Consider the following 20,180-nt stretch of genomic DNA (forward strand, 5'->3'; position numbering starts at 1 on the left):
TCTTATACTTCTTCTAACTTGGTTTTAATAAGCAGGTTCCTCGAGAACCTGTTCCACGTTCTCTACCGTATATTGATGAACAATGCTTAATAGTGCTTTTCCAGCATATATCATCGCTTTTTCATCGAAATCAAACTTTGGATGATGATGTGGGTAGGAGGCTCCTATTTCTTCATTCCGGGCACCCGTATGAAAGAACATCCCTGGTTTTTCCTGCAAATAGTAAGAAAAATCTTCAGCTCCCATGATTGGGGTCATGTCTACAAGCATGCTTTCATCTAAGGTATTTTTGACTGTATCTCTAAAAACTTCCGTTTCACGATCATGATTAAATAGTGCCGGATAACCGTTGTTATATTCAATTTCGTATTCAGCATGGAATGCGGAACATATCCCACTGACCATCGATCTAAACTCTTCCTGTTCCTCGATTTGAACTCTTACGTCTTTGTCAAACGATCTGATGGTTCCGGTTAATACGGCGGAATCCGCGATGACATTCGACGCATTTCCTGCATGGAAAGAACCGACTGATACAACAGCGGAATGTTGTGGATTCACGCGTCTGCTCACGATGTATTGGAGCTGGTTGATGATTTGTGCACCGATTGCGATGGCGTCAATGGTTTCATGCGGTGATGATCCATGTCCGCCCTTTCCCTGAATCTTAATTTTAAAGGCATCTACTGCTGCCATCGTATAACCGCTTTTCACTAAATAAGTGCCAAGTGGAGCACCCGATGCTAAATGTGTTCCAAACACCACATCCACTCCATCTAAACAACCATCCTCGATCATCGCGATTGCTCCCCCCGGTGCTAATTCTTCAGCATGCTGGTGAAGAAGTACAATATTTCCGGATAACTGTTCGCGATTCTCGCTTAACACCTTGGCAACCCCTAGTAACGTAGCGGTATGACCATCATGACCGCAGGCATGCATCACACCTGGAACTGTAGATTTATATGGAACTTGCTTTTCATCCTGAATCGGAAGGGCATCAAAGTCTGCTCTTAGTGCAATGGTTTTCCCTGGCTTCGCCCCCTTAATGATTCCAACTACCCCTCTTCCGCCAACTTTTGTTCTTACTTCAATACCAAAATCAGACAAAATTTCTGCAATTAACTTTGGTGTTTCCACCTCCTGGAATGAAAGTTCCGGGTATTGGTGCATATGCCGTCTCCACACCACCATCTGCTCGTACATTTGTTCCAACTGAAAATGCCATTCCTTAATCACAAAAATCCCTCCGTTTCCATTTTTTGATGTTGCTAGATTACATTTGATGTTACTTAAATTAACATGTAATCTATATGTCCCTGAGTATAATGAAGAATCTTCCAAGAGTCAATCTACTATTCTGATAATTTAGAATAGTAAAACTATAATATAAGCGCTTTCTTTCCTGTTCTTTTCATATAGTAAACGGTTTCTATCTAACTGGAAAATTCTGTGTTAGTTTTTCTAACAATTTAGGAACAAAAGCGCAAGCGCCTAGAACAGGGGCGACAGGCATAAGACGAGCCGGCGAGAAGGCTGTTCTTTAGTCTTCTTGACGGATTGGCTTATGACCCTAGCCCCTAGGCGCTGGAGCTGGACTTGTCTAAACCAAAGTTATCCACATAGACTAAATCTATAAATTCATAGAAAATAAAAAAAGCAATGTCCGAATAATGAAGCGACATTGCTTTCGTTGAAAAACACATATAAATGGATTATTTTATACCTTCTAGTTTCTCCTGTGAAGAGTGTAACGCGGCTGGGAGGCCTAGAAGCATATAAGCCATATGGACGATCCCGTCTTCAAAATCTTGTAGTCTGATAGATTCATTTGGTGCATGTGCCTTTGATCCAACCCAGCCTACCCCTGTGCTGACAATTGGCAGCTGAAGCTGTTTACCGAATTCAAACATCGGACCTGTACCAGCAGAGTTAGGAGCTAAAATACCTTCCTTTTGGTACACTTCTGTGGCCGTCTCCATTACATGGGAAATAAATGGATGACTAAAGTCAGACCGATAGGCCTTTTGTCCGTTTACAAGGGTGGCTTCTATATCATAAAATCCGTGCTTTTCTAAATGCTTTTGAATACAGCTAAGTATATGATCTGGATCTTGACCAGGTACTAGACGACAATCCACTTTCGCCTTGGCCTCTTTAGGAAGAACTGTTTTCGCCCCTTCTCCGGTATATCCACTTATTAATCCACAAATTGTCATGGTTGGATGTAAGACCATCGCGTCCCTTGGGTCTTGTCCTTTTGCTGCTGTAATAAGCGGCCTTTTTAATCCATAAAGGCTCGAAACAGCCTCTTCATTGAACGGCAACGCACGAACAGACTGTTTAACTGCTTCGGAAGGCTCATCAATGCCATCATAAAAACCTTTCACTAGAATTTCATTTTGCTGATTTTTCATAGTAGCAAGCGCCTGAACTAAACGCCATGCCGCATTATCTACATACGCTCCCACAGAAGAATGCATATCAATTTCGGCACCGGCACAAGTCAGCTCTAAGTAAGCCATCCCCTTTATCCCGGCCACCATGCTGATTCTGTCTTGTTCGTCCTTTCCACCAAATTCCCAAATACAGGCATCAGCCTTAAAGTGATCACGATATTTTTCAAGGTAAGGTGTAAGATTCGGCGAACCTATTTCCTCCTCCCCTTCAATTATGAACTTGATGTTGCAGGGCAATCCTCCCTGCATCTTTTGTAATACCTTAATCGCTGTTAATCTTGCAATCAAATCTCCTTTATTATCAGCAACCCCTCTAGCGAATAATTTCCCCTCCCTAATTGTAGGCTGAAAGGGTTCAGAGATCCATTCATCAAGTGGTTCGGGTGGCTGCACATCATAATGGTTATAAAAAAGTAAAGTTTTCCTCGAATCACCATTACTTCCTGCTGGAAAAAAACCATAAATGACGGGGTTGCCACCCAAATCATCGAGAACTTCGGCTTCCCCTTTTGCCTCTTCAATCATTTTCATAACAAAACCAACCGTTTCCGGAATGGCTGAATTTTGTGCAGAAATAGTCGGGAAAGTTAAATATTCCTTTAACCATTCGAGTGCACTGGAAATAGATTCTTTAGTTTCATTTCTTAAATCGGTTAGATTTTGATTATTCATAAAAAATCTCCTTTCGGTAACTAGTAGATTATTTTTATAAATACAGATTCCTATATAGATGGGACAGGTGGTTTTAGCCCGTCTGGTAATGGAGACACATAGCCCCCTTTATGTTTTATTTCGTTCCTAAAATCATCTTGAGCCTGGGCGACCAAAATAGGATTCTCTATTAATTCCACAACACTTAGTCCAATCACCTTAGCGGCTGTTATCATTCCTTTTTGGCCTATGGTGGAGCCAACGGCGACAACATTTTGCCAAGAATGTCCTGGTGTCCCAATTGGTGCACATGCCGTTGTAAATTGTGCGGTCGGGATATTCCATGAGACATCCGCGACATCTGTAGAACCAGACATACATTTTCCTTCATCGTAAGGTTCGATCACCTCATCATGCAAAATTTTGTCTAGCAGATTATTAGGGGCACCCGATGTTTTTATAACTACTTCCTTCATTCCTTGATCAAAGGAATCGGTCAGTTCTTTTGCTAGTTTCATATCCTCTTCATCAAAGGATGGAGCTCCCACTTTTTTCAAGTTATTCAGTAAAACTTGTCCTAGAACTTTATTCGGGAGCATATCATAACATCCTGTAATAAAGTCAATATTATAATCCGTTCCAGTCATTAAGGCGGCGCCTTTGGCAATATTGATTAATTTCTCATAGGTTTCGACTACTTCTGAGCGGTGTGGTGCCCGTATGTAATACCAAATCTGAGCGTTGTCTGGAACGATCTTAGGTGCAACTCCGCCATTTGTGATGGTTGAATGAATCCGTATGGGATCGATTAAATGCTCACGCAAAAATTGACGCCAATATCCATTAGTTGAACAGCCTTAAGAGCACTGTTCGCAGCTTCTGTATTGGCAGCAGCATGAGCGGATTTTCCATAGAAATTAAATTTGACCGAATTCATTGCTAAAGAGCGGCTTGCCCATAATGAATTCAATGAATTGGGGTGCCATGTTAAACTAACATCTGCATCGTCAAAAACATGATCCCTTGCCATAAAGACCTTTCCAACAAGGGTTTCTTCCGCAGGACAGCCATAAAATTTAATTGTTCCAGAAATTCCTTCTTTTCCCAACCATTCCTTAGCCGCAATCGCCCCACCAGCCGCGCCACTCCATAAATGTTATGTCCACAGCCATGCCCGCTGGCTTCTGGTGTAATCGGCTCTTTTTTTGCTGCAAGTTTTTGAGAAAGACCTGGTAATGCATAATATTCACCTAATATCCCAATGACAGACTTCCCTTTCCCCCACGTCGCAACAAATGCGGTTGGCATACCTGCGACACCCATTTCAATGGAAAATCCCTCTTTTTCTAGTTGGTTTGCTAACAATTTCGAGGATTGATATTCTTGGAGTCCCAGTTCTGCGTAATTCCATATTTTTGTCGACCAATCCATTAATTCCTCTGCATGATCATCTACCCATCCTGTTACCACATTATTTACTTTCATTTTTTCAATGAATTTCGTCATCTTTTCATCTCCTTCATTAGGGAAAAGTTTCATTTCCGAAGATTCTTCTGATTGGTTGGGGTAATTGTAATAGTTTAGCAGCCTCAGATTATTATCCATTAAACTCTCTTCACCTCCTCTGTATTTATTTTTAATAGCTTATTCAAACTTAAATAATTTTAAATATTCTGTAAACTACTCTGTGAAGATACTTAACACTCTTTTTCCTATTATTACCTTCACCTCCAATTCCAAGGAGTAAATATTCACTAGTTAGTTCATCTAGATTACTATGTAAAACGTGCATGCATGGCTAATAAAATTAAAAACTGCCAATATCATATATTAGTAGATTGAAAAGGTGGTGATTTAACAGAACAGAAGTATAAATGCTGCATCATTATCGATTGTGAAACTTAGTTGATAAAGATGTCTTGCAAATGAAAAATAAAAGGGACCACACCATTTTGGTGTGGTCCCTGGTTTAATGTGCAATTCTCTTTGTGATTACATGGAAAATAGATTTCAACGTTAAAAATTACCTGCTTTTTTAATGATAGGATTTTCGCTCTTCATCCTTAATTTTCTAATATCTAGACGAATGAGGAGTGAAACGGCTAGAGCTATTACAAATATCCCTGAAAAAATGACTAAAGTCCCCTGATAACTTCCCGTGGTCTCCCTGACCCAGGATACAAAGATCGGACCCACTAGACCAGCTGCAGCCCAGGCAGTCAAAATGTAGCCATGAATGGCCCCAAGCTGCTTTGTTCCGAATAAATCGCCGATAAAGGCAGGTATTGAGGCAAATCCTCCTCCATAACAGGTCATAATCAGATAAACAAGGATTGAAAAAAGAATTCCAACTGTTATATTTGGCAGACTAAACAAGGCAACGATTTGAAAAGCAAAAAATAGTGTGTAAACATTTGGCCTTCCGATGTAATCGGAAATGGTCGCCCAAGCAATCCTGCCTGATCCGTTAAATAACCCCATGATTCCAACCATTGCCGCTGCTCCGGCGGCCGACATCCCTGCTAACTCTTGAGCCATTGGAGAGGCAACAGAAAGAATCGCGATTCCACAGGTAATATTGATAAAAAGCATCACCCACAAGGCCCAAAACTGTCTTGTTCTGACTGCCTCATTGGCGGTCAACTGACGAAGGTCTTCTTTCATTTTCATCGTACCGGACTTTTGGGCTGCAGCTTTTAGGCCCTTAGGGACCCATCCCTCTTTTGGCGGGGCAAGATACTGTGCAGAACAAAAGATGATAATAAAGTAGGCAGAACCAAGAATATAAAAAGTGTTTGAAATGCCATATGTTTCGATTAAATGATTCATAATCGGACTACTTACCAATGAAGCAAAACCAAATCCCATGATGGCCAGTCCTGTTGCGAGACCTCTCCTGTCAGGGAACCACTTTACCAGCGTGGAAACAGGTGTGATGTAACCAACACCCAAGCCAATCCCTGCAATCATACCGTAAAATAAATAGAGTAAGAGCAATGATTCTAAATGAATAGCTAAACCTGCCCCAGCAATTCCAACTCCAAAAAATAGAGCGCTAAGTGTACCGGCCGCTCTCGGTCCAAACTTCTCGACAAAGTGCCCTAAAAAAGCGGCTGATAAACCTAAAAATAGAATCGCCAAGCTAAACGTAAACGAAATTTGCTTCAATCCCCATCCCATCTGTTCTTGCAGCGGTTTTGTAAAAACACTCCAGGCATAAACAGAACCAATTGAAATATGAATTCCAACGGCTGAAAGAGCGATCAGCCAACGATTTTTTGTTTGCATCCTTTTCGTCCCCTTTTTCTTGTTGTGTTCCCAAGCTGTGAGTTGATTTCAAATATTACTTATTCGTGAGTTATATTCATTTTGCTAGCTACGATCGCGGCACGCTGCCTTGCCTCTTCAACAGATTCTCCACTGCTCAACACGACTGCCATCCGCCGTCCTACTTTTGTTTCCGGTTTTCCAAAAATCCTAACCTGTGTATCAGGGATGGATAAGCTTTCAGAAATTCCAACTATTTGGTAGTTCTTGCTTTCCTTCGTTGCTTTAATCGTATGACTTGCACCAGGTTTCAATAGCTGAACAGATGGAATTGGGTAGCCTAAAATCGCTCTTACATGTAAGGCAAATTCGGAAAGGTCCTGCGTTACCATTGTAACCATCCCCGTATCATGAGGTCGAGGCGATACTTCACTAAAATAAACGCCTTGTGGAGAAAGAAATAATTCCACTCCAAAAAGTCCGTACCCGCCAAGAGCATCGGTGATTTTTTTGGCGATCTCCTGTGCTTGTGCAATTTGTTCCGCTGACATGTCATGCGGCTGCCAGGATTCAATATAGTCACCATCTTTTTGGACATGTCCGATTGGAGCACAGTAGGTTGTTCCTGAAATGGAACGGACGGTTAGCAGGGTAATTTCCGATTCAAAATGGATAAACTCCTCGACAATCACCCGGTTTTTTTTGCCTCTTCCACCTAAAATAGCCTCGTTCCAAGACCATTCTACGTCCTCGAACGAACGGCAAACGGTTTGCCCTTTACCAGATGAACTCATGATTGGTTTAATCACGCATGGAATCCCGATTTCCTCTACAGCATCCCTTAATTCCTCTAATGTGTTCGCAAAAGCATATTTTGCTGTAGGAAGTCCTAGTTCTTCACTTGCCAAGCGTCGGATTCCTTCCCTATCCATGGTCAAATTTACTGCTTTAGCCGTCGGTACAATACGGAATCCTTCGTTTTCAAGGTCGATTAAGGTTTCTGTTGCGATTGCCTCAATTTCAGGAACTACCAAATCCGGCTTCTCTTGTTCTATCACACTATGAAGTTCTTCTCCATCGAGCATGTCCACCACATAGGAACGGTGGGCCACCTGCATTGCCGGAGCGTTTTCATATCTGTCTACAGCTATGGTCTCAAGTCCTAACCGCTGAGCTTCGATCATCGTCTCTTTACCAAGCTCACCAGAACCGAGTAATAATACTTTTTTTGTCTGGGTACCAAACATTCCCCACAACCCCTTATTGTTTGTCTTTTAGTTATATTAACCCATATATCCACTTCGTTCAAGTGGTAATTTCACATAAAACGCGAACATTATTTAATGTTTTACTTTTTTTGTTCGTTATTTTTCGAAAGCGTAACTATTTTTTAATAGATGTACTTCAAGCGCATTTGGAAAAATATATATAAAGCAAAAAAGAGAGACATCCTTGATGCCTCCTTTTCATGGTCTCGTAGTTCATTCTTTTTCTCAATAAAAAAAACAGGTACTTGAGCTGTGGTCAGCCCACTACCTGCTTTTCTTGAAGTTCCATTGCCTCTATTAAACTATTGTTAAATCCATCCTTCTAAATCACAAGAATGGATTTATTATGTGCTTTATTTTTTACTTATTGTTAATTCATATAACGATATTCTCTCAAACTATTTAAAATTGAAATTTCCTGTAATAGTTCTTTACCAATATTCGTTTCCCTTACCTTTTTTCTCACCAGTTCTTTATCTACTACTCTTTTTACAGATAATACATCCGTACCGTCACATAATACATCTTCTTTCGAATGGAAGTGTTTATGAGCAACCAATTGCATGCCGTAGGAATTATAAAGTAATGTATATCCCGCAATACCTGTAACAGATTGATAGGGTTTTGAGAAACCACCATCGATGACAATCATTCTTCCATTCGCTTTAATAGGATTTTCACCCTCAATTTCTTTTACTGGCGTATGGCCGTTGATAATATGCCCCTGCTCAGGGTCGAGATCAAATTCAGCAAGTAATTTTTTGCAAATTTCTTCATTTTCACGTAAGTAATAATAAGGGTTCTTTTTCTCCTTATGCGTTTCCTTCTCCTTAATAAAGTACCTTTCAAAGGTGGTCATCTCTCTTTTTCCAAAGAGGGATGAGTATTCTCCGGTCCACAAATACCAAACCATATCGGTTGCAAGGTCATCCGTCATTTCCGGGTGTTCAAAAGAATATCGTAAATTATATTCAAACGTATCAAGTAATTCACGGCCTGCATACGTTTTATTCTCAATTGTCATTTTTTCCATATTTCCTTCTTCATCTAAAGGAACACAGCCATGAATTAACAAGTTACCGTTATATTTCAAATATAGGCTGCCTTTTTTCATTAGAAATTTCATATGCCTAGTCAGTTTTTCGGAATGCTGCACGGAAAATAGCAATTTTTCTATCACCTGTTTTTCCTCTTCTAATAATTGGGCAGGCTGCTCTGGATTAACTGTTGCAAAGCAACCATTTACTAGAGGGTAGGTTTTCCCGTGTATCGTTATTTCGTTCTTTTCATAATCAATTTTCTCAAGTAAAAGTCTTTCTGACATATTAAAATACGGGCGCCTCTTGATGATCGGGATTTCCAGCTTGAATTGAATGATCGCGATTGCTTGATGAATTTTCGTAATTTGCAATTGTTCATGATCAGATGGACTTTTATCCGAATGGACCTTAGGTCTAAAAGCTGGATTGTCTTCATAGTACTTTTCCGCAAGATTAAGTAATGGTCTAAGATTGATTCCATATACGTCTTCAATAATATCCAAATTGTCGTATCTCGCACAAATACGAATAATATTTGCCAGACATACCTTTGATCCAGCAAAAGCACCCAGCCATAGAACATCGTGGTTTCCCCACTGAATATCAACTGAATGGTAATTGATCAGTGTTTCCATAATTTTATCGGGCTCGGGTCCACGATCGTAAATATCCCCAACTACATGAAGATGGTCGACCACTAATCTCTGTGTCGTATAGGCAAGACCTATGAGCAGTTTATCGGCCTGTCCTAAGGAGATAATCTGTTGGACAATTTTTGAATAATAATCATCCTTATTGGTGGAATCATTTTTTTTATAAAGCAGCTCTTCAATGATATAAACAAATTGATTCGGCAAAGCTTTCCGTAACTTAGAGCGTGTGTATTTAGAGGAGGCAAAAGAGATGAGCATAATCATCCGCTCAATCATTTCTGTATACCATTGATTTAATTCTAGTTCATTATAAAAATGATTTTTTATTAACTGAAGTTTTTCTTCAGGATAATAAATTAATGTGGCAAATTCATTCCTTTGATTTTCCGTTAAGGTATATTGAAACAAGTCATTAATTTTCTCTTTAACCTTCCCTGAACCATTTCTTAACACATGTTGAAAGGCTTGATATTCACCATGTAAATCACTGACAAAATGTTCAGTCCCCTTTGGTAGATTTAAGATGGATTCGAGATTAATAATTTCTGTTGCTACTTTTTCTGCACTATCATATTTTTGGGCTAATAAATCTAGGTATTTTGCATTCAAAATTATGTATCCCCTTTCAAAATGACTGTTTATTCTCCTTTTTGCAAATTTCTATAATCCTATTATAAGGGATAATTAGAAAATATTATATCGTTATACATATTTTTATTGTCATTATTATTTCCCGTGAGTTGATTTGGGAAGGAATAATATTCATAAAATAGGTTTTTTGCCAGCCAAAAATGCCTATTCCATTTTTGCATTACTGAATAAACTACTAATGAATCTTATGGACAAGGAGGTGATTAAGTGAGTAGAAGAGAGTATGATAACTCAGGAAATCAAAATTTTTCAAGAATTTTTGATACAAATTTTAATGTTAATAATGAGTTCGACTTTGATTTTGACCCGAATATGGATGATGACAATTCAAGAAGAGGAAGAACTGCAAACAATCGAAGGAATTCGGCTAGAACCAGTACTTCAACTTGCCAGCAACTTGCAGATATTATTGGAGGTGAGGTTATTACTTCAGCCCCTGCCTGTGTTGTACAACGTCTTCGTAATATTAATGCTTCTATTTTGGGTCGTCGTACCCAATCCCCTCTTGCGCTTCCATTCGCATTATCCTTTGAAAACAACATTGGCGGAAGAACGCTGAATTTAGGAGAAACTGTTATCCTTCAAAGAGAAATCAATCCTTTCCTAACTGCATTACGCCGAAGAGGAATTATAGTTACGGCTGTTCATAACCATTGGCTTTTTGAAAATCCAAGACTAATGTATATGCACTGGGAAAATGTTGGAGATCCGTTTAAATTCGCTAGAAACAGTTTTGAAGCAGCTAGAGAAGCTGGTTTGTTATAAAATGGGAGCCATTTGTGATTTTTTTAATTTCACAAGTGGCTTTTTTAAATACAAAGAAGCCGGTAACTGTTTTTAGATTTTTCCTATGTTAAACCCATCTCATTCTTCTTGTATACCTCTCTGTAAGCTTTGATACGCAGTTGAAATATATGTAAAAAAACTCCGAAATGATAAAGACTGTCAACCCTTAATTTCAATGAATTTTTTTCCACTTTCTCAAATTTTTAGGATTATTTAATACTCTTTTAGAAATTGGCCGGAAGTCTTAATAACAAGGTTTGTTAAGCAGTTTTATATAAATAAGATTCCCCTGTGTTGCCTTGACTGTAAAATCATCCCAGAAATATGACAAAAATCATATGTTAGGATATACATGTGATCACTAGTAATCAACCATGACAGGAGGATCTTAACATGTTATTGAGTAAAACTATTCTTACTTTAGCCGCCTCGGGTGCCTTATTTGGGGCTAATCCTGCACTAAATCAAGATCATTCATCTACTGCCCTTGTACAGGAGAAAGTGTATTCGACCCAAGGAACCAATGTAAATTCAGAAGAGATTAATAGAATGGTAGAAGCATATTTAAGTAAAATGGGATGGAACTCTCAAACTTCCGTTTCTGAAAAGCAACCTGCTCAGACCCAGCCTGCTCCAACAGCCCAACAGCCAACACAAGCAGTTACTCAGCAAGCCCAAACCCTAAGCACGAAGCCACTACAGCAGTCAACAGCCGGAACAACCAACACGACACCAACAACCAGCACATTAAGTGCTTTTGAACAAAAAGTTGTTGATTTAACGAATCAAGAACGAGCTAAAAATGGATTACCAGTGCTTAAAGTGGATATCAACTTGAGCAAAATGGCACACGAAAAAGCACGTGACATGTCGGCAAACAATTATTTTAGCCACACTAGTCCGTCTTACGGATCTCCTTTTGATATGATGAAAAAATTTGGCATTACATATAAATATGCTGGTGAGAATATCGCCCAGGGACAGCAAACACCGCAGGAAGTTGTCAATGCATGGATGAATAGTGAAGGTCACCGCAAAAACATTCTCAGCCCGAACTACAACTATATTGGCGTTGGTTATGTCGCTCAAGGTAATGATTGGGTACAGGAATTTATTGGTAAATAAAAAAAGAACAAAGGCAGCCTAGTAGGCTGCCTTTTTCTATAAGTGGCTATCAAATTCCAAAACAATCCTAAGATTTTGCTATAAAAAACCCCGAATAATTAGTTTTGTCTAACCATTCGGGGGTCAGGATAGTTAAAATGATAATTAATTACTTATCACAATATCATCGAAATTGAGTCGACTGCCTGTTGTACCTGAGACGACAATCCTGAATCGGACAGGGGCCGTTTGGGTAATGGTAAAGGTTTTAACACTTAATGTTGATGAGCTAGTATTCGTACTACCAATATTAGTCCATGTCGAGCCACCATTGGTCGACATTTGCAGCTGCCAATTTGCCCCGCTGTCACTGCCGAAATTAGCATGGGATACTTGGATGCTCTTTGCTCCGCTCACATTAAAATTCATGGTTAGTGCACCGGCTGCTCGAACACGTGCAGACTGCAAACCTGTTTTCTTATCACTAGATAAATTCCCAATGAGAGCATTATCAAAATACCAAGATCCACTCGAAAGCGTAACATTGCCTGATGTGTAGGCGGTTTTGGTACCGGACTCAAACTTTTCAGTTAAGCTTGTGGTTGTCCCACCTGTTCCTCCGCTAGAGCCATAGCCATATGATCCGGACTTAAACGTAGAAGAATCATACCATTTATATCCAGTAGCTGGGGCTGCCCATGGTTCAGTAACGGGTTCAGTGGATTCTTGCGGGTTTTCCATTGATAACAAAGTTGTTGGCTGATCGAGTTGCAATCCGCTAACCTGAGATAAAGCTGTATAACTTTCCTGCTTTGCTAACCAATCGACGATATTCACGAGCAAAGTACTATCAGTTTGTTCTTTAAAACCATCGTAGGTTGTCTTTTGTGAACCTGTTTCCTCACGCAAATATTTTGGAGTCGCATCTTCAACTGGAGAAGAATCACCGATAAACGCTGCTTTACCTATTCCTAACTTAGAAACCGCCGCATAAGGGCCCTCCGCTCTTCCGCCGCCATTATAGACTCCTTGATCGACTGCACTCCCCCAGGCTGCCGTTGTTTTCGGAAGATAAACAATCCCTTTTGCCTTGTTAGGGTCCGTGATCGCTAAGGTTGAACCTGCATGCATGGCAACAGTAGAGACACCCGACGTAATACCGAAGGCTTGACTTGGCGTGACGATATCATTCGCTGTTACGTCGCCAATTCCATTATATCGGAAACGGATTCCGAAGTTTGAGGCCAGCCAGTCCGACCCTGTTACCCCCTGCATGGCTGCAGACGAAGCCTCCTCTGTCGTCATCCCTTTGCTTGGATTGGAATAGGCACCGCGACGATAGCCATTGAATACTTCGGATGCATCCCAGCGATTTTTGTTGCGATCTGCATTATAATGATCCCCTATAAAAAAGATACTCCCCCCATTTTGTACATATTGGATCATCGCTGCCTGCTCAGACGCCTTGTAAGGGATATTTGCTTCTCCTATGATGAACACATTGTAGCCTTGTAAATCTTCATAAGTGATCGGAGTAATTTTTCGCAGCTCTTTTGCATAGTAGCCTTTGGATGCTAACGCATTGGCAAAATCAGAGAATCCCCCGTCCAATACCCAATCTGCTGCACCGGCTGTTTGGCCGTGTGTATTATCAAATAGGATTTTCTTTCCATTCGCAGTTCCCACTGGCTGAAGTTGTGGCGCTGGATCAAGTGCATTTTCGGCCGAGGCAAATGGTGTAATATAAAACAGTGAGGAAGACAAGAGCAGAAGCACAAATGATAAAATGGAAAAGCTTCGACGTTTAATAACGACCACTCCCTTTTTTGTGTATTCCTCCCTAAAATACCACACCAATGTTAGCCGAATGTTAATTTTATTTAAATTTTTAAAATTTTCCCAATATATCGCAAGTTCCTTTTGCCAACAATATATTTAATCCATCGTATAAACTTTTCTTTTTTAGTGAGTGATTCAATTTTTCTGAACTTACAACATGGCTGCGACCAAAATACCGATACAAAATGGGAAGATTCCTATTGTTGAACGGGATGCAATGAAACCAAGAACTGGCCGCATAAATGTACTACATGTACAGTCAACAGCCATTTGATAGCCATACTCGTCTTGGAATGCTTCTTCCCTAAACGTGTTGGTGTCTCGTTCAACACACACGGAAAGATCGGGGCTAATCCCAATCCAATTATAATAAAACCTATAAGCGAGAAAGTCGACGGCAAGGGGAGAAATAGAAGGGCAGCACCGGCTAATGCGATTATTTGCCCCATCCGTATGAGAGTAAGATTAAAAATAAACTGAGCCATAATAAGATCAAGACCAAAATTCTGTAATCCAAATAAATAATCTTGTTTCCAATTACACATGATTTTTTGTTTAAAGATTGTGCCAAACCATATTATACTAATAGTCAAGGGGTGATTTTATGATAAATCATGTTAAAGAAAGATTGGAAACTGCCCTAGAAGATTGGGAATTAATGAAGAAGTCCTCTGAGGACGAAGCCGAAGAATGTGCAGAAAGGTTTGAAAGGCATTTTTATGAGTTTATTGACGAGTTAAAGAATTGGTATCACCATTTAAAACAACCTCCATCTACAATCGAAGAAGCAGAAAATCTTATCGAAATTAAGGAGCTAATTGAACGATTACCTGCACCGCTTGAACTCAATTTTTATACAGAACTTGAGCTGATCATTGAAGGGGAAGAACAAGTACGCTTTGATTAATCTACTCCCTGGGACATGGTGTACATCGTACAGATTGAATGTCTCAGGGAAGGAAATCTCCATCATAATTCATTAAACTCGACCTCGAAATTCCTGAATTACTTCATAATCAACTTGAATAAAGTGAACAGCCTCTTATAAAATGAAAGCCCTCCCTCGATACTATAAGCTAATCAATAAACTTTATGTAATCTGTACACTATGTTTACAAGGCTTTAATATTCGGATGATATGATTGGTTTACTAACGAATGAGGGGGCAGTTTAAATGAATGTGCGTGCAATATTTATTGATATGGATGGTACTCTACTAAAAGCCTCAAACTACATTTCCCGCCGAAATCTGGAAGCCATTTATGGACTCATTAATCAGGGCGTCAAGGTTTTTCTAGCTACAGGAAGACACTATGAGGTAACGGCTCCCTACCATAAAGAAATTGGATTAAGCACTCCGATGATCTGTTTGAATGGTGCCGCTATTTACGATGCAGAGACAGGAAGTGCTAAACAAATGAAAACTGTCCGATTGAACGAAGAACGATTCCACCATTTAACCGCTGAAAATCCCTTTAATGTTATGATCCATACAGCTAATGGGCTTTATTGTAAGAAAACAAATGAAGAAATCGATTATTGGACAAAAGTTGGGCAAATACCGCCACGCTATATTGGAGATTTAAGACAGGCCAATTATCAAGATGTTCTCAAATATAGTGTTCGCACAGGTGCACCAAGTCCGGAAATTTCCGCTTTGTTTAAAAAAGAAGCCGAAGTCATCGATTGGAATGACGGGTTTGAGTTGGTTGCTCCTAATGTTTCCAAGTGGTCTGCTATAAAAAGCATCCTTACCGAATTTCGATTCAGTCCAAATGAAGTAGTTGCCATTGGAGACGGACCCAATGATCTAGAGATGCTTAGGTCTGTCGGTACTGGTGTGGCAATGGGGAACGCTAGCGAAGAGGTTAAAGCGGCAGCTGATTTTGTTACAGGACACCACGAAAATGATGGATTAGCGGAGTTTATAGAACGATATCTTCTTAAATCATATGAATCATATGCGATTTAGAGTTTATTATAATGACTTTTTGTCAGAACAAAAGCGCAAGCGCCTTGAACAGCCCCGACAAGCAAGACGCTCAGGGAAAGAAGGCGTTCTTTGCCTTCATTCCCTGAGTGGCTGTAGACCATCGAGGCGCTAGGCGTTGGAGCTGGACGTCGAAAGTCCATTTATTAAGAGTTATCCTCAAGCGAAAATTTTATAATTTCTTTAACTATAGGCTCTGTTAAAGAACTGTGTTGATATTGTCCTCCTGTACATTCAGTGGTATAATCAAAGAAAAACACGAACGTATGTACTGTAGGTTTTCCCATGAGTGCCAAAGGTTTCCGTAACCTTCTTCAATATATTTCAACGTTGGATAAACCGCATCAAGAACGAATCTATTATGAATTGCAGCGTTCTATTTTCCCTTCTTTTGCTTCGACTCCTGTGATCAATGAAATTCGAGATAAACGTTATGCTAAAGGGTTTTGAATCATCTCGGAGTGACATGCCTTTTAACATACAATCAATAAATTTTATCTACTTTTCTGGGTAATGGGTCCTTGAATGATACAATCCTCTGTACAGATGGTTGGAGAGACTATAAAACATACGCAAAAGAAAAGGGACTTGAGCATTATCGGATTGATACGAAAAAGACAGGGTATGTCATTAAAGGACTATACCATATTCAAAATGTAAACAGTTATCATGGTCGATTAAAACAATGGCTGGAACGCTTTAAAGGGGTTGCTTCAAAATACCTTAATCACAATTTGGTTATATTTAGGTTAGATAAGTAAAACAATTGATATTAAAAAGAAGCTGACCCAAAAGGTCGTTGAATAACGACTCTTTTGGGTCAGTTTTTTATTCTCTTTCAGTTTTTTTGGGATAATTTGAAAATTTGGATGGTGTGAGAGGGAATTTCCCCTCTATTTTTTTGCTATTTTCAATTGTTTTTTGGAAGTGGATTGCCACTTCATTAAATTATGTGCAACACAAATAAGACCCCAATCCGTCGTATTTTTGGATAGGCCTCTTAACGCAAACCTCTTGAACTCCTGATTGTGTTTAATTTGTCCAAACACCGGCTCTACTTCGATTTTTCTTTTCCGGTATTTTCGTTCTCCTTCTTCAGTCGACAAACGCTCCCGTACTTCTTTTCTTTGTTTTTGGTTTTCAACCGAAACCTGGACGGTCTTTGTATCTTTATTTTTGGCACAGGAAGTTTGGAACGGGCAGTTAAAGCACTCCGTACATCGATACGTTCGTTTGACGGAATCGTACCCATTGTCTGATTTTTTTCGACTTTCATATTGGAAGATAAGGCGTTTGCCATTTGAACAAATCCACTCATCAAGTTCTTCATCATAGGTCATATTTTCGACACGTCCGATTTGTTGTCTCCATGCCTTTGTTTGTACTTTATCGAACGTGTTATATTTGATTAATGCCTCAATTTCTGCTTTTTCACAATGGGTATAATTTTTTTCACTTCCATAACCGGAATCAGCAATAACGGACTTTGGTTTTGGACGATTATACTTCTCCAATAGATCTAAATGGGGAATCAGGCAGCCAGGATCTCCAGCACGTTGATGAAGGCTGAATCCAATGATGAATTGATTTTCCGTTCCAATTTGTACATTATAGCCTGGTTTAAGCTGGCCATTCTTCATATGGTCCTCTTTCATTCTCATAAAGGTTGCATCATTATCCGTCTTGGAATAGCTGTTGCGTTCTCCGAACGTTGCCTTTTGTTCCTCATACTTTTGTTTTCGAGGCAGAAGATCCTTTTCTAACTGACGCTTCGCTTTCTTTAATGGTTTGTTCTTAGGATCCCGTTCCAGTCTTTCCTCCAATTTTTTCACGGTATCAGCGATTTTCTCGGAAGTAATCGGTGATTCTTCTAATTTTTCCTCCAAGTCTAGATTCTGTTCTGCTTCTTCGTCTTCTTTCATGACTTGTTCGATGCCTAATACAATTTGTTGAAATTTCTCATCGAGTTTCTTATCATATTTTTCAGTAGATTTACGCCACACAAAGGTATACTTATTTGCATTCGCCTCAATCTTGGTACCGTCCAGGAAATAATCCTCCAGTTTCACTAAACCTTCTTCATGAAGGAGGTCAACGACGGAAAAGAAGGTTTCATAAATAACCTCTTTCATCCGTTCAGAACGGAAACGGTTAATGGTACGGAAATCTGGTTGTTGCTCACCCGAAAGCCACATAAAGATTATGTTCTCCTTCAGTTGCTTTGCGATTTGTCTAGAAGAGTAAATACGAATGGAATATGCATAAAGAATAACTTTTAACATCATTTGAGGATGGTAGGGAGGTCGACCTCCACCCGGATACATGGATGAGAAAATAGTAGGATTGATTTTGTCGACCGCAAGGTCGATTAAACGTGCGAGATGATGTTGGGGTATCAAAACTTGAATGTCCATTGGAAGAGTTAATTGGTTCGTGTTATACTGTTTGTACATAAGAAAATCTTTCCTTTCTGATAATTTGTTGTGGTGACTAAATTATATCAAAAGGAACGATTTTCTTATTTTTTTATGCTCAAAAAGAGGATGCCCCCAAAAGTTATACTTTTGGGATACCCTCGAATTTATTTTTTTTTGAACTAAAGCCCCCGTTTGTTTAAGTACAATTTTTCACAAACTTACTTTGAAATAAAAAAAGACTGTCTTTTAATAGTCTTCTTAAACCTATCAATTAGTTGTAAACATAATTGTGTCATTTTTTTAAATTCCCTTCCCTTAAAAACACAAATGGTACTGTCCCATTAAGTTTACTAACTAATTACAAAAAAGCCACCAAAACTGGCAGCTGGATCTTAAACTCTTGCACCCGTAGTTTAACAAGCACCTTCTCTTCTATTGCATATTATTTTCGTACTATGCATTAGTTGTTAGCAGGTCTTTGAAAGTGTTTATAATGCTTACTTAATTGTCTTTATTGACTTTTCTCCAGTCAGTGGCCCTTAAAAAAGTATTTGATACTTTTATGCTACCTTTTGATTTCGAATTTAACGAAACGAATCCATTAGATGCGTGTATAACAGAGTAACCCAAGGTTTCTGAGAACCATACATCACCTTGTACAGTTTGTTTAATCATTTCCCAGGTTTTCAATCGAATGCTCTCTTCCTTTCTGTTTCAGTATCGAAAAGGTTTTAAAACATCCATTTAACCGAAGAGTGAAATCTTGTTTACATCCTCCCTTAGTCTGAATTACCCGCAATTAATAAGTATGATGAACTAGTAAGTGCGATGTCTGGTAATCGTTACCATATAAGGATTTTAAAGGTGGGTTTTGTGAGGGAATGAGATATTCGTAATAAATACCAAGATTGAAAGACATTCTTAATATAGTCCAATTGAATGAGTGTTCTATTAAAACTAACCTGCCCCGATAGTTCAATACATAATGTTTTCATTTCTACAGTCAAGGCAATAATTCCTCTAATATAACGAATAAGGAGGAATTGTTGTGTTATTGTCAAAATCCTAGGAACTTTATGAATCGGATAAAAGGATTGAAGGTTTCTCTCCTCAGACCTTAAAAGCGTATAAGCTCCAATCTAAGCTACTTATCCAACACTTTAACGATGTAAATATTGAATCTTTGATGACACATCAGTTGAAGGAATACTTAGCAAAGTCTAGTGAACACTTAAAGCCATCAAGTTTAGCTCATCGGATTCGATTCATTAAATCTCTATTCCGTTGGTCGCACGAGGAAGGGCATATAACCAAAAATCCAGCTGCGAAAATCAAAGAACACAAACAAGGTAAACGAATACCTAAATTTTTGACGGAGAGAGAAATTGAACATTTAAGGGAAGCGTGTTTTACTCCAATGGAAAAGGCTTTATTCGAATTTATGTTTTCAACAGGTTGTAGAATAGGTGAAATTGTTTCACTTTAAAAGAATAGTATTAATTGGTCAAATCGTTCTGCCATAGTCCTTGGAAAGGGAGATAAGGAAAGGGAGGTATATTTTAATATACGGTGTGAAATATGGCTCAAACGATATACAGACCTTCGCCAGGATAAGGATCCAGCTATTTTTGTTACTGAACGGCACCCGCACCGAATGAGTATTGGACAGATGAGGTACATCATTAAACGAATATCAAGTCGGGCAGGGATCAACAAAGAAATTCATCCACACCAACTACGCCACAGTTATGCCACACACCTATTGAACAACGGAGCTCCTATTGATGTTATTCAAAGTTTACTAGGTCACGAAAAAAGCGAGACCACTAGGATTTATGCTCAGCTAAGTGGCAGCCTTAGAAGAGAATTTTATAGAAAATATTTTTAGAGATGAATGCAAAAGGCAACGGATACTCCGCTGCCTTTTCACTATTGTTCGCAATAGGTAAGCATTTGAAGTTATCTCCAGCTTTTCCCCTGCTCCACACGGAACGTGATAGTTTCCCATCATTCCGCGTTCCATCTATCTATACATTGGTAAATTATAAGTTCCAT

General features: G+C 39.2%; 15 protein-coding genes and 3 pseudogenes. 7 read left to right on the plus strand and 11 right to left on the minus strand.

What is annotated here, in order from left to right; genetic code table 11:
* Positions 1 to 24 precede the first annotated feature (24 nt).
* The 8 genes from M3226_RS22995 to M3226_RS23030 all read right to left on the minus strand — a co-directional run bounded on the left by M3226_RS22995 (position 25) and on the right by M3226_RS23030 (position 9,947).
* Complete coding sequence (locus tag M3226_RS22995) at positions 25 to 1,239, minus strand: M20 metallopeptidase family protein (protein ID WP_251571003.1); 1,215 nt, start codon at positions 1,237 to 1,239, stop codon at positions 25 to 27.
* 476 nt (positions 1,240 to 1,715) lie between these two features.
* Positions 1,716 to 3,131 (minus strand): M20/M25/M40 family metallo-hydrolase, encoded by a 1,416-nt coding sequence (locus M3226_RS23000; protein WP_251571004.1) that lies wholly within the window; start codon positions 3,129 to 3,131, stop codon positions 1,716 to 1,718.
* Between the two features lie 50 nt (positions 3,132 to 3,181).
* A complete protein-coding gene (locus M3226_RS23005) occupies positions 3,182 to 3,934 on the minus strand; it encodes a hypothetical protein (protein WP_251571005.1) in 753 nt (250 codons plus the stop codon).
* A complete protein-coding gene (locus M3226_RS23010; RefSeq protein WP_251571006.1) occupies positions 3,919 to 4,140 on the minus strand; it encodes a hypothetical protein in 222 nt (73 codons plus the stop codon). The genes M3226_RS23005 and M3226_RS23010 overlap by 16 nt, the downstream gene beginning before the upstream one ends.
* A complete protein-coding gene (locus tag M3226_RS23015) occupies positions 4,098 to 4,715 on the minus strand; it encodes a hypothetical protein (protein WP_251571007.1) in 618 nt (205 codons plus the stop codon). Before M3226_RS23015 ends, M3226_RS23010 begins: the two co-directional genes overlap by 43 nt.
* Positions 4,716 to 5,126: 411 nt before the next feature.
* A complete protein-coding gene (locus M3226_RS23020; RefSeq protein WP_251571008.1) occupies positions 5,127 to 6,398 on the minus strand; it encodes an L-lactate MFS transporter in 1,272 nt (423 codons plus the stop codon).
* Between the two features lie 59 nt (positions 6,399 to 6,457).
* The gene (gene purT, locus M3226_RS23025) at positions 6,458 to 7,624 is read right to left on the minus strand and encodes a phosphoribosylglycinamide formyltransferase 2 (RefSeq protein WP_251571009.1); all 1,167 of its coding nucleotides are present in this window, start codon (positions 7,622 to 7,624) and stop codon (positions 6,458 to 6,460) included.
* Positions 7,625 to 8,015: 391 nt separating this feature from the next.
* On the minus strand, positions 8,016 to 9,947 hold the full coding sequence (locus tag M3226_RS23030) for a fructose-1,6-bisphosphatase (protein ID WP_251571010.1): 1,932 nt from the start codon (positions 9,945 to 9,947) through the stop codon (positions 8,016 to 8,018).
* A 249-nt stretch (positions 9,948 to 10,196) separates the two neighbouring features.
* On the opposite strand from M3226_RS23030, the gene M3226_RS23035 reads away from it, so the two are divergent.
* Together M3226_RS23035 and M3226_RS23040 are read left to right on the plus strand one after the other, a co-directional pair.
* Positions 10,197 to 10,754: a DUF1259 domain-containing protein gene (locus M3226_RS23035; RefSeq protein WP_308211979.1), complete on the plus strand. Its 558-nt coding sequence runs from the start codon at positions 10,197 to 10,199 to the stop codon at positions 10,752 to 10,754.
* 414 nt (positions 10,755 to 11,168) lie between these two features.
* Positions 11,169 to 11,900 carry a CAP domain-containing protein gene (locus M3226_RS23040; RefSeq protein WP_251571011.1) on the plus strand — a complete coding sequence of 244 codons (732 nt, stop codon included), beginning with the start codon at positions 11,169 to 11,171 and terminating at the stop codon, positions 11,898 to 11,900.
* Between the two features lie 144 nt (positions 11,901 to 12,044).
* On the opposite strand, the gene M3226_RS23045 is transcribed toward M3226_RS23040, so the two are convergent.
* Both M3226_RS23045 and M3226_RS23050 read right to left on the minus strand, forming a co-directional pair.
* Complete coding sequence (locus M3226_RS23045) at positions 12,045 to 13,655, minus strand: Ig domain protein group 2 domain protein (RefSeq protein ID WP_374110671.1); 1,611 nt, start codon at positions 13,653 to 13,655, stop codon at positions 12,045 to 12,047.
* 112 nt (positions 13,656 to 13,767) lie between these two features.
* Positions 13,768 to 14,185, minus strand: a pseudogene (locus M3226_RS23050) (hypothetical protein); the annotation flags it as partial.
* Positions 14,186 to 14,322: 137 nt separating this feature from the next.
* Between M3226_RS23050 and M3226_RS23055 the strand changes: the two are divergent.
* The 4 genes and pseudogenes from M3226_RS23055 to M3226_RS23070 form a co-directional block, all read left to right on the plus strand.
* Positions 14,323 to 14,625 (plus strand): hypothetical protein, encoded by a 303-nt coding sequence (locus tag M3226_RS23055; RefSeq protein WP_251571012.1) that lies wholly within the window; start codon positions 14,323 to 14,325, stop codon positions 14,623 to 14,625.
* A 267-nt stretch (positions 14,626 to 14,892) separates the two neighbouring features.
* Entirely contained in the window at positions 14,893 to 15,690 is a 798-nt protein-coding gene (locus M3226_RS23060; RefSeq protein WP_251571013.1) for an HAD family hydrolase, read from the plus strand.
* A gap of 303 nt (positions 15,691 to 15,993) precedes the next feature.
* On the plus strand, positions 15,994 to 16,158 hold the full coding sequence (locus M3226_RS23065; protein ID WP_251571014.1) for a hypothetical protein: 165 nt from the start codon (positions 15,994 to 15,996) through the stop codon (positions 16,156 to 16,158).
* A gap of 83 nt (positions 16,159 to 16,241) precedes the next feature.
* Positions 16,242 to 16,457: pseudogene (locus M3226_RS23070) on the plus strand (IS1595 family transposase); the annotation flags it as partial.
* A gap of 144 nt (positions 16,458 to 16,601) precedes the next feature.
* On the opposite strand, the gene M3226_RS23075 reads toward M3226_RS23070, so the two are convergent.
* Positions 16,602 to 18,161: an IS1182 family transposase gene (locus M3226_RS23075; RefSeq protein WP_251571015.1), complete on the minus strand. Its 1,560-nt coding sequence runs from the start codon at positions 18,159 to 18,161 to the stop codon at positions 16,602 to 16,604.
* A gap of 1,057 nt (positions 18,162 to 19,218) precedes the next feature.
* Between M3226_RS23075 and M3226_RS23080 the strand changes: the two are divergent.
* A pseudogene (locus M3226_RS23080) lies at positions 19,219 to 20,013 on the plus strand (tyrosine-type recombinase/integrase).
* Positions 20,014 to 20,180 lie beyond the last annotated feature (167 nt).

The organism is Neobacillus cucumis (genome assembly GCF_023715505.1).

What these genes read in the sequence shown, in the direction of transcription:
- M3226_RS23060 (WP_251571013.1), top strand. Translation starts at nt 14,893, where the DNA reads ATGAATGTGCGTGCAATATTTATTGATATGGATGGTACTCTACTAAAA.
- M3226_RS23075 (WP_251571015.1), bottom strand. Translation starts at nt 18,161, where the DNA reads ATGTACAAACAGTATAACACGAACCAATTAACTCTTCCAATGGACATT.
- M3226_RS23010 (WP_251571006.1), bottom strand. Translation starts at nt 4,140, where the DNA reads ATGGCAAGGGATCATGTTTTTGACGATGCAGATGTTAGTTTAACATGG.
- M3226_RS23015 (WP_251571007.1), bottom strand. Translation starts at nt 4,715, where the DNA reads ATGGATAATAATCTGAGGCTGCTAAACTATTACAATTACCCCAACCAA.
- M3226_RS23040 (WP_251571011.1), top strand. Translation starts at nt 11,169, where the DNA reads ATGTTATTGAGTAAAACTATTCTTACTTTAGCCGCCTCGGGTGCCTTA.
- purT (WP_251571009.1), bottom strand. Translation starts at nt 7,624, where the DNA reads ATGTTTGGTACCCAGACAAAAAAAGTATTATTACTCGGTTCTGGTGAG.
- M3226_RS23055 (WP_251571012.1), top strand. Translation starts at nt 14,323, where the DNA reads ATGATAAATCATGTTAAAGAAAGATTGGAAACTGCCCTAGAAGATTGG.
- M3226_RS23000 (WP_251571004.1), bottom strand. Translation starts at nt 3,131, where the DNA reads ATGAATAATCAAAATCTAACCGATTTAAGAAATGAAACTAAAGAATCT.
- M3226_RS23020 (WP_251571008.1), bottom strand. Translation starts at nt 6,398, where the DNA reads ATGCAAACAAAAAATCGTTGGCTGATCGCTCTTTCAGCCGTTGGAATT.
- M3226_RS23065 (WP_251571014.1), top strand. Translation starts at nt 15,994, where the DNA reads ATGAGTGCCAAAGGTTTCCGTAACCTTCTTCAATATATTTCAACGTTG.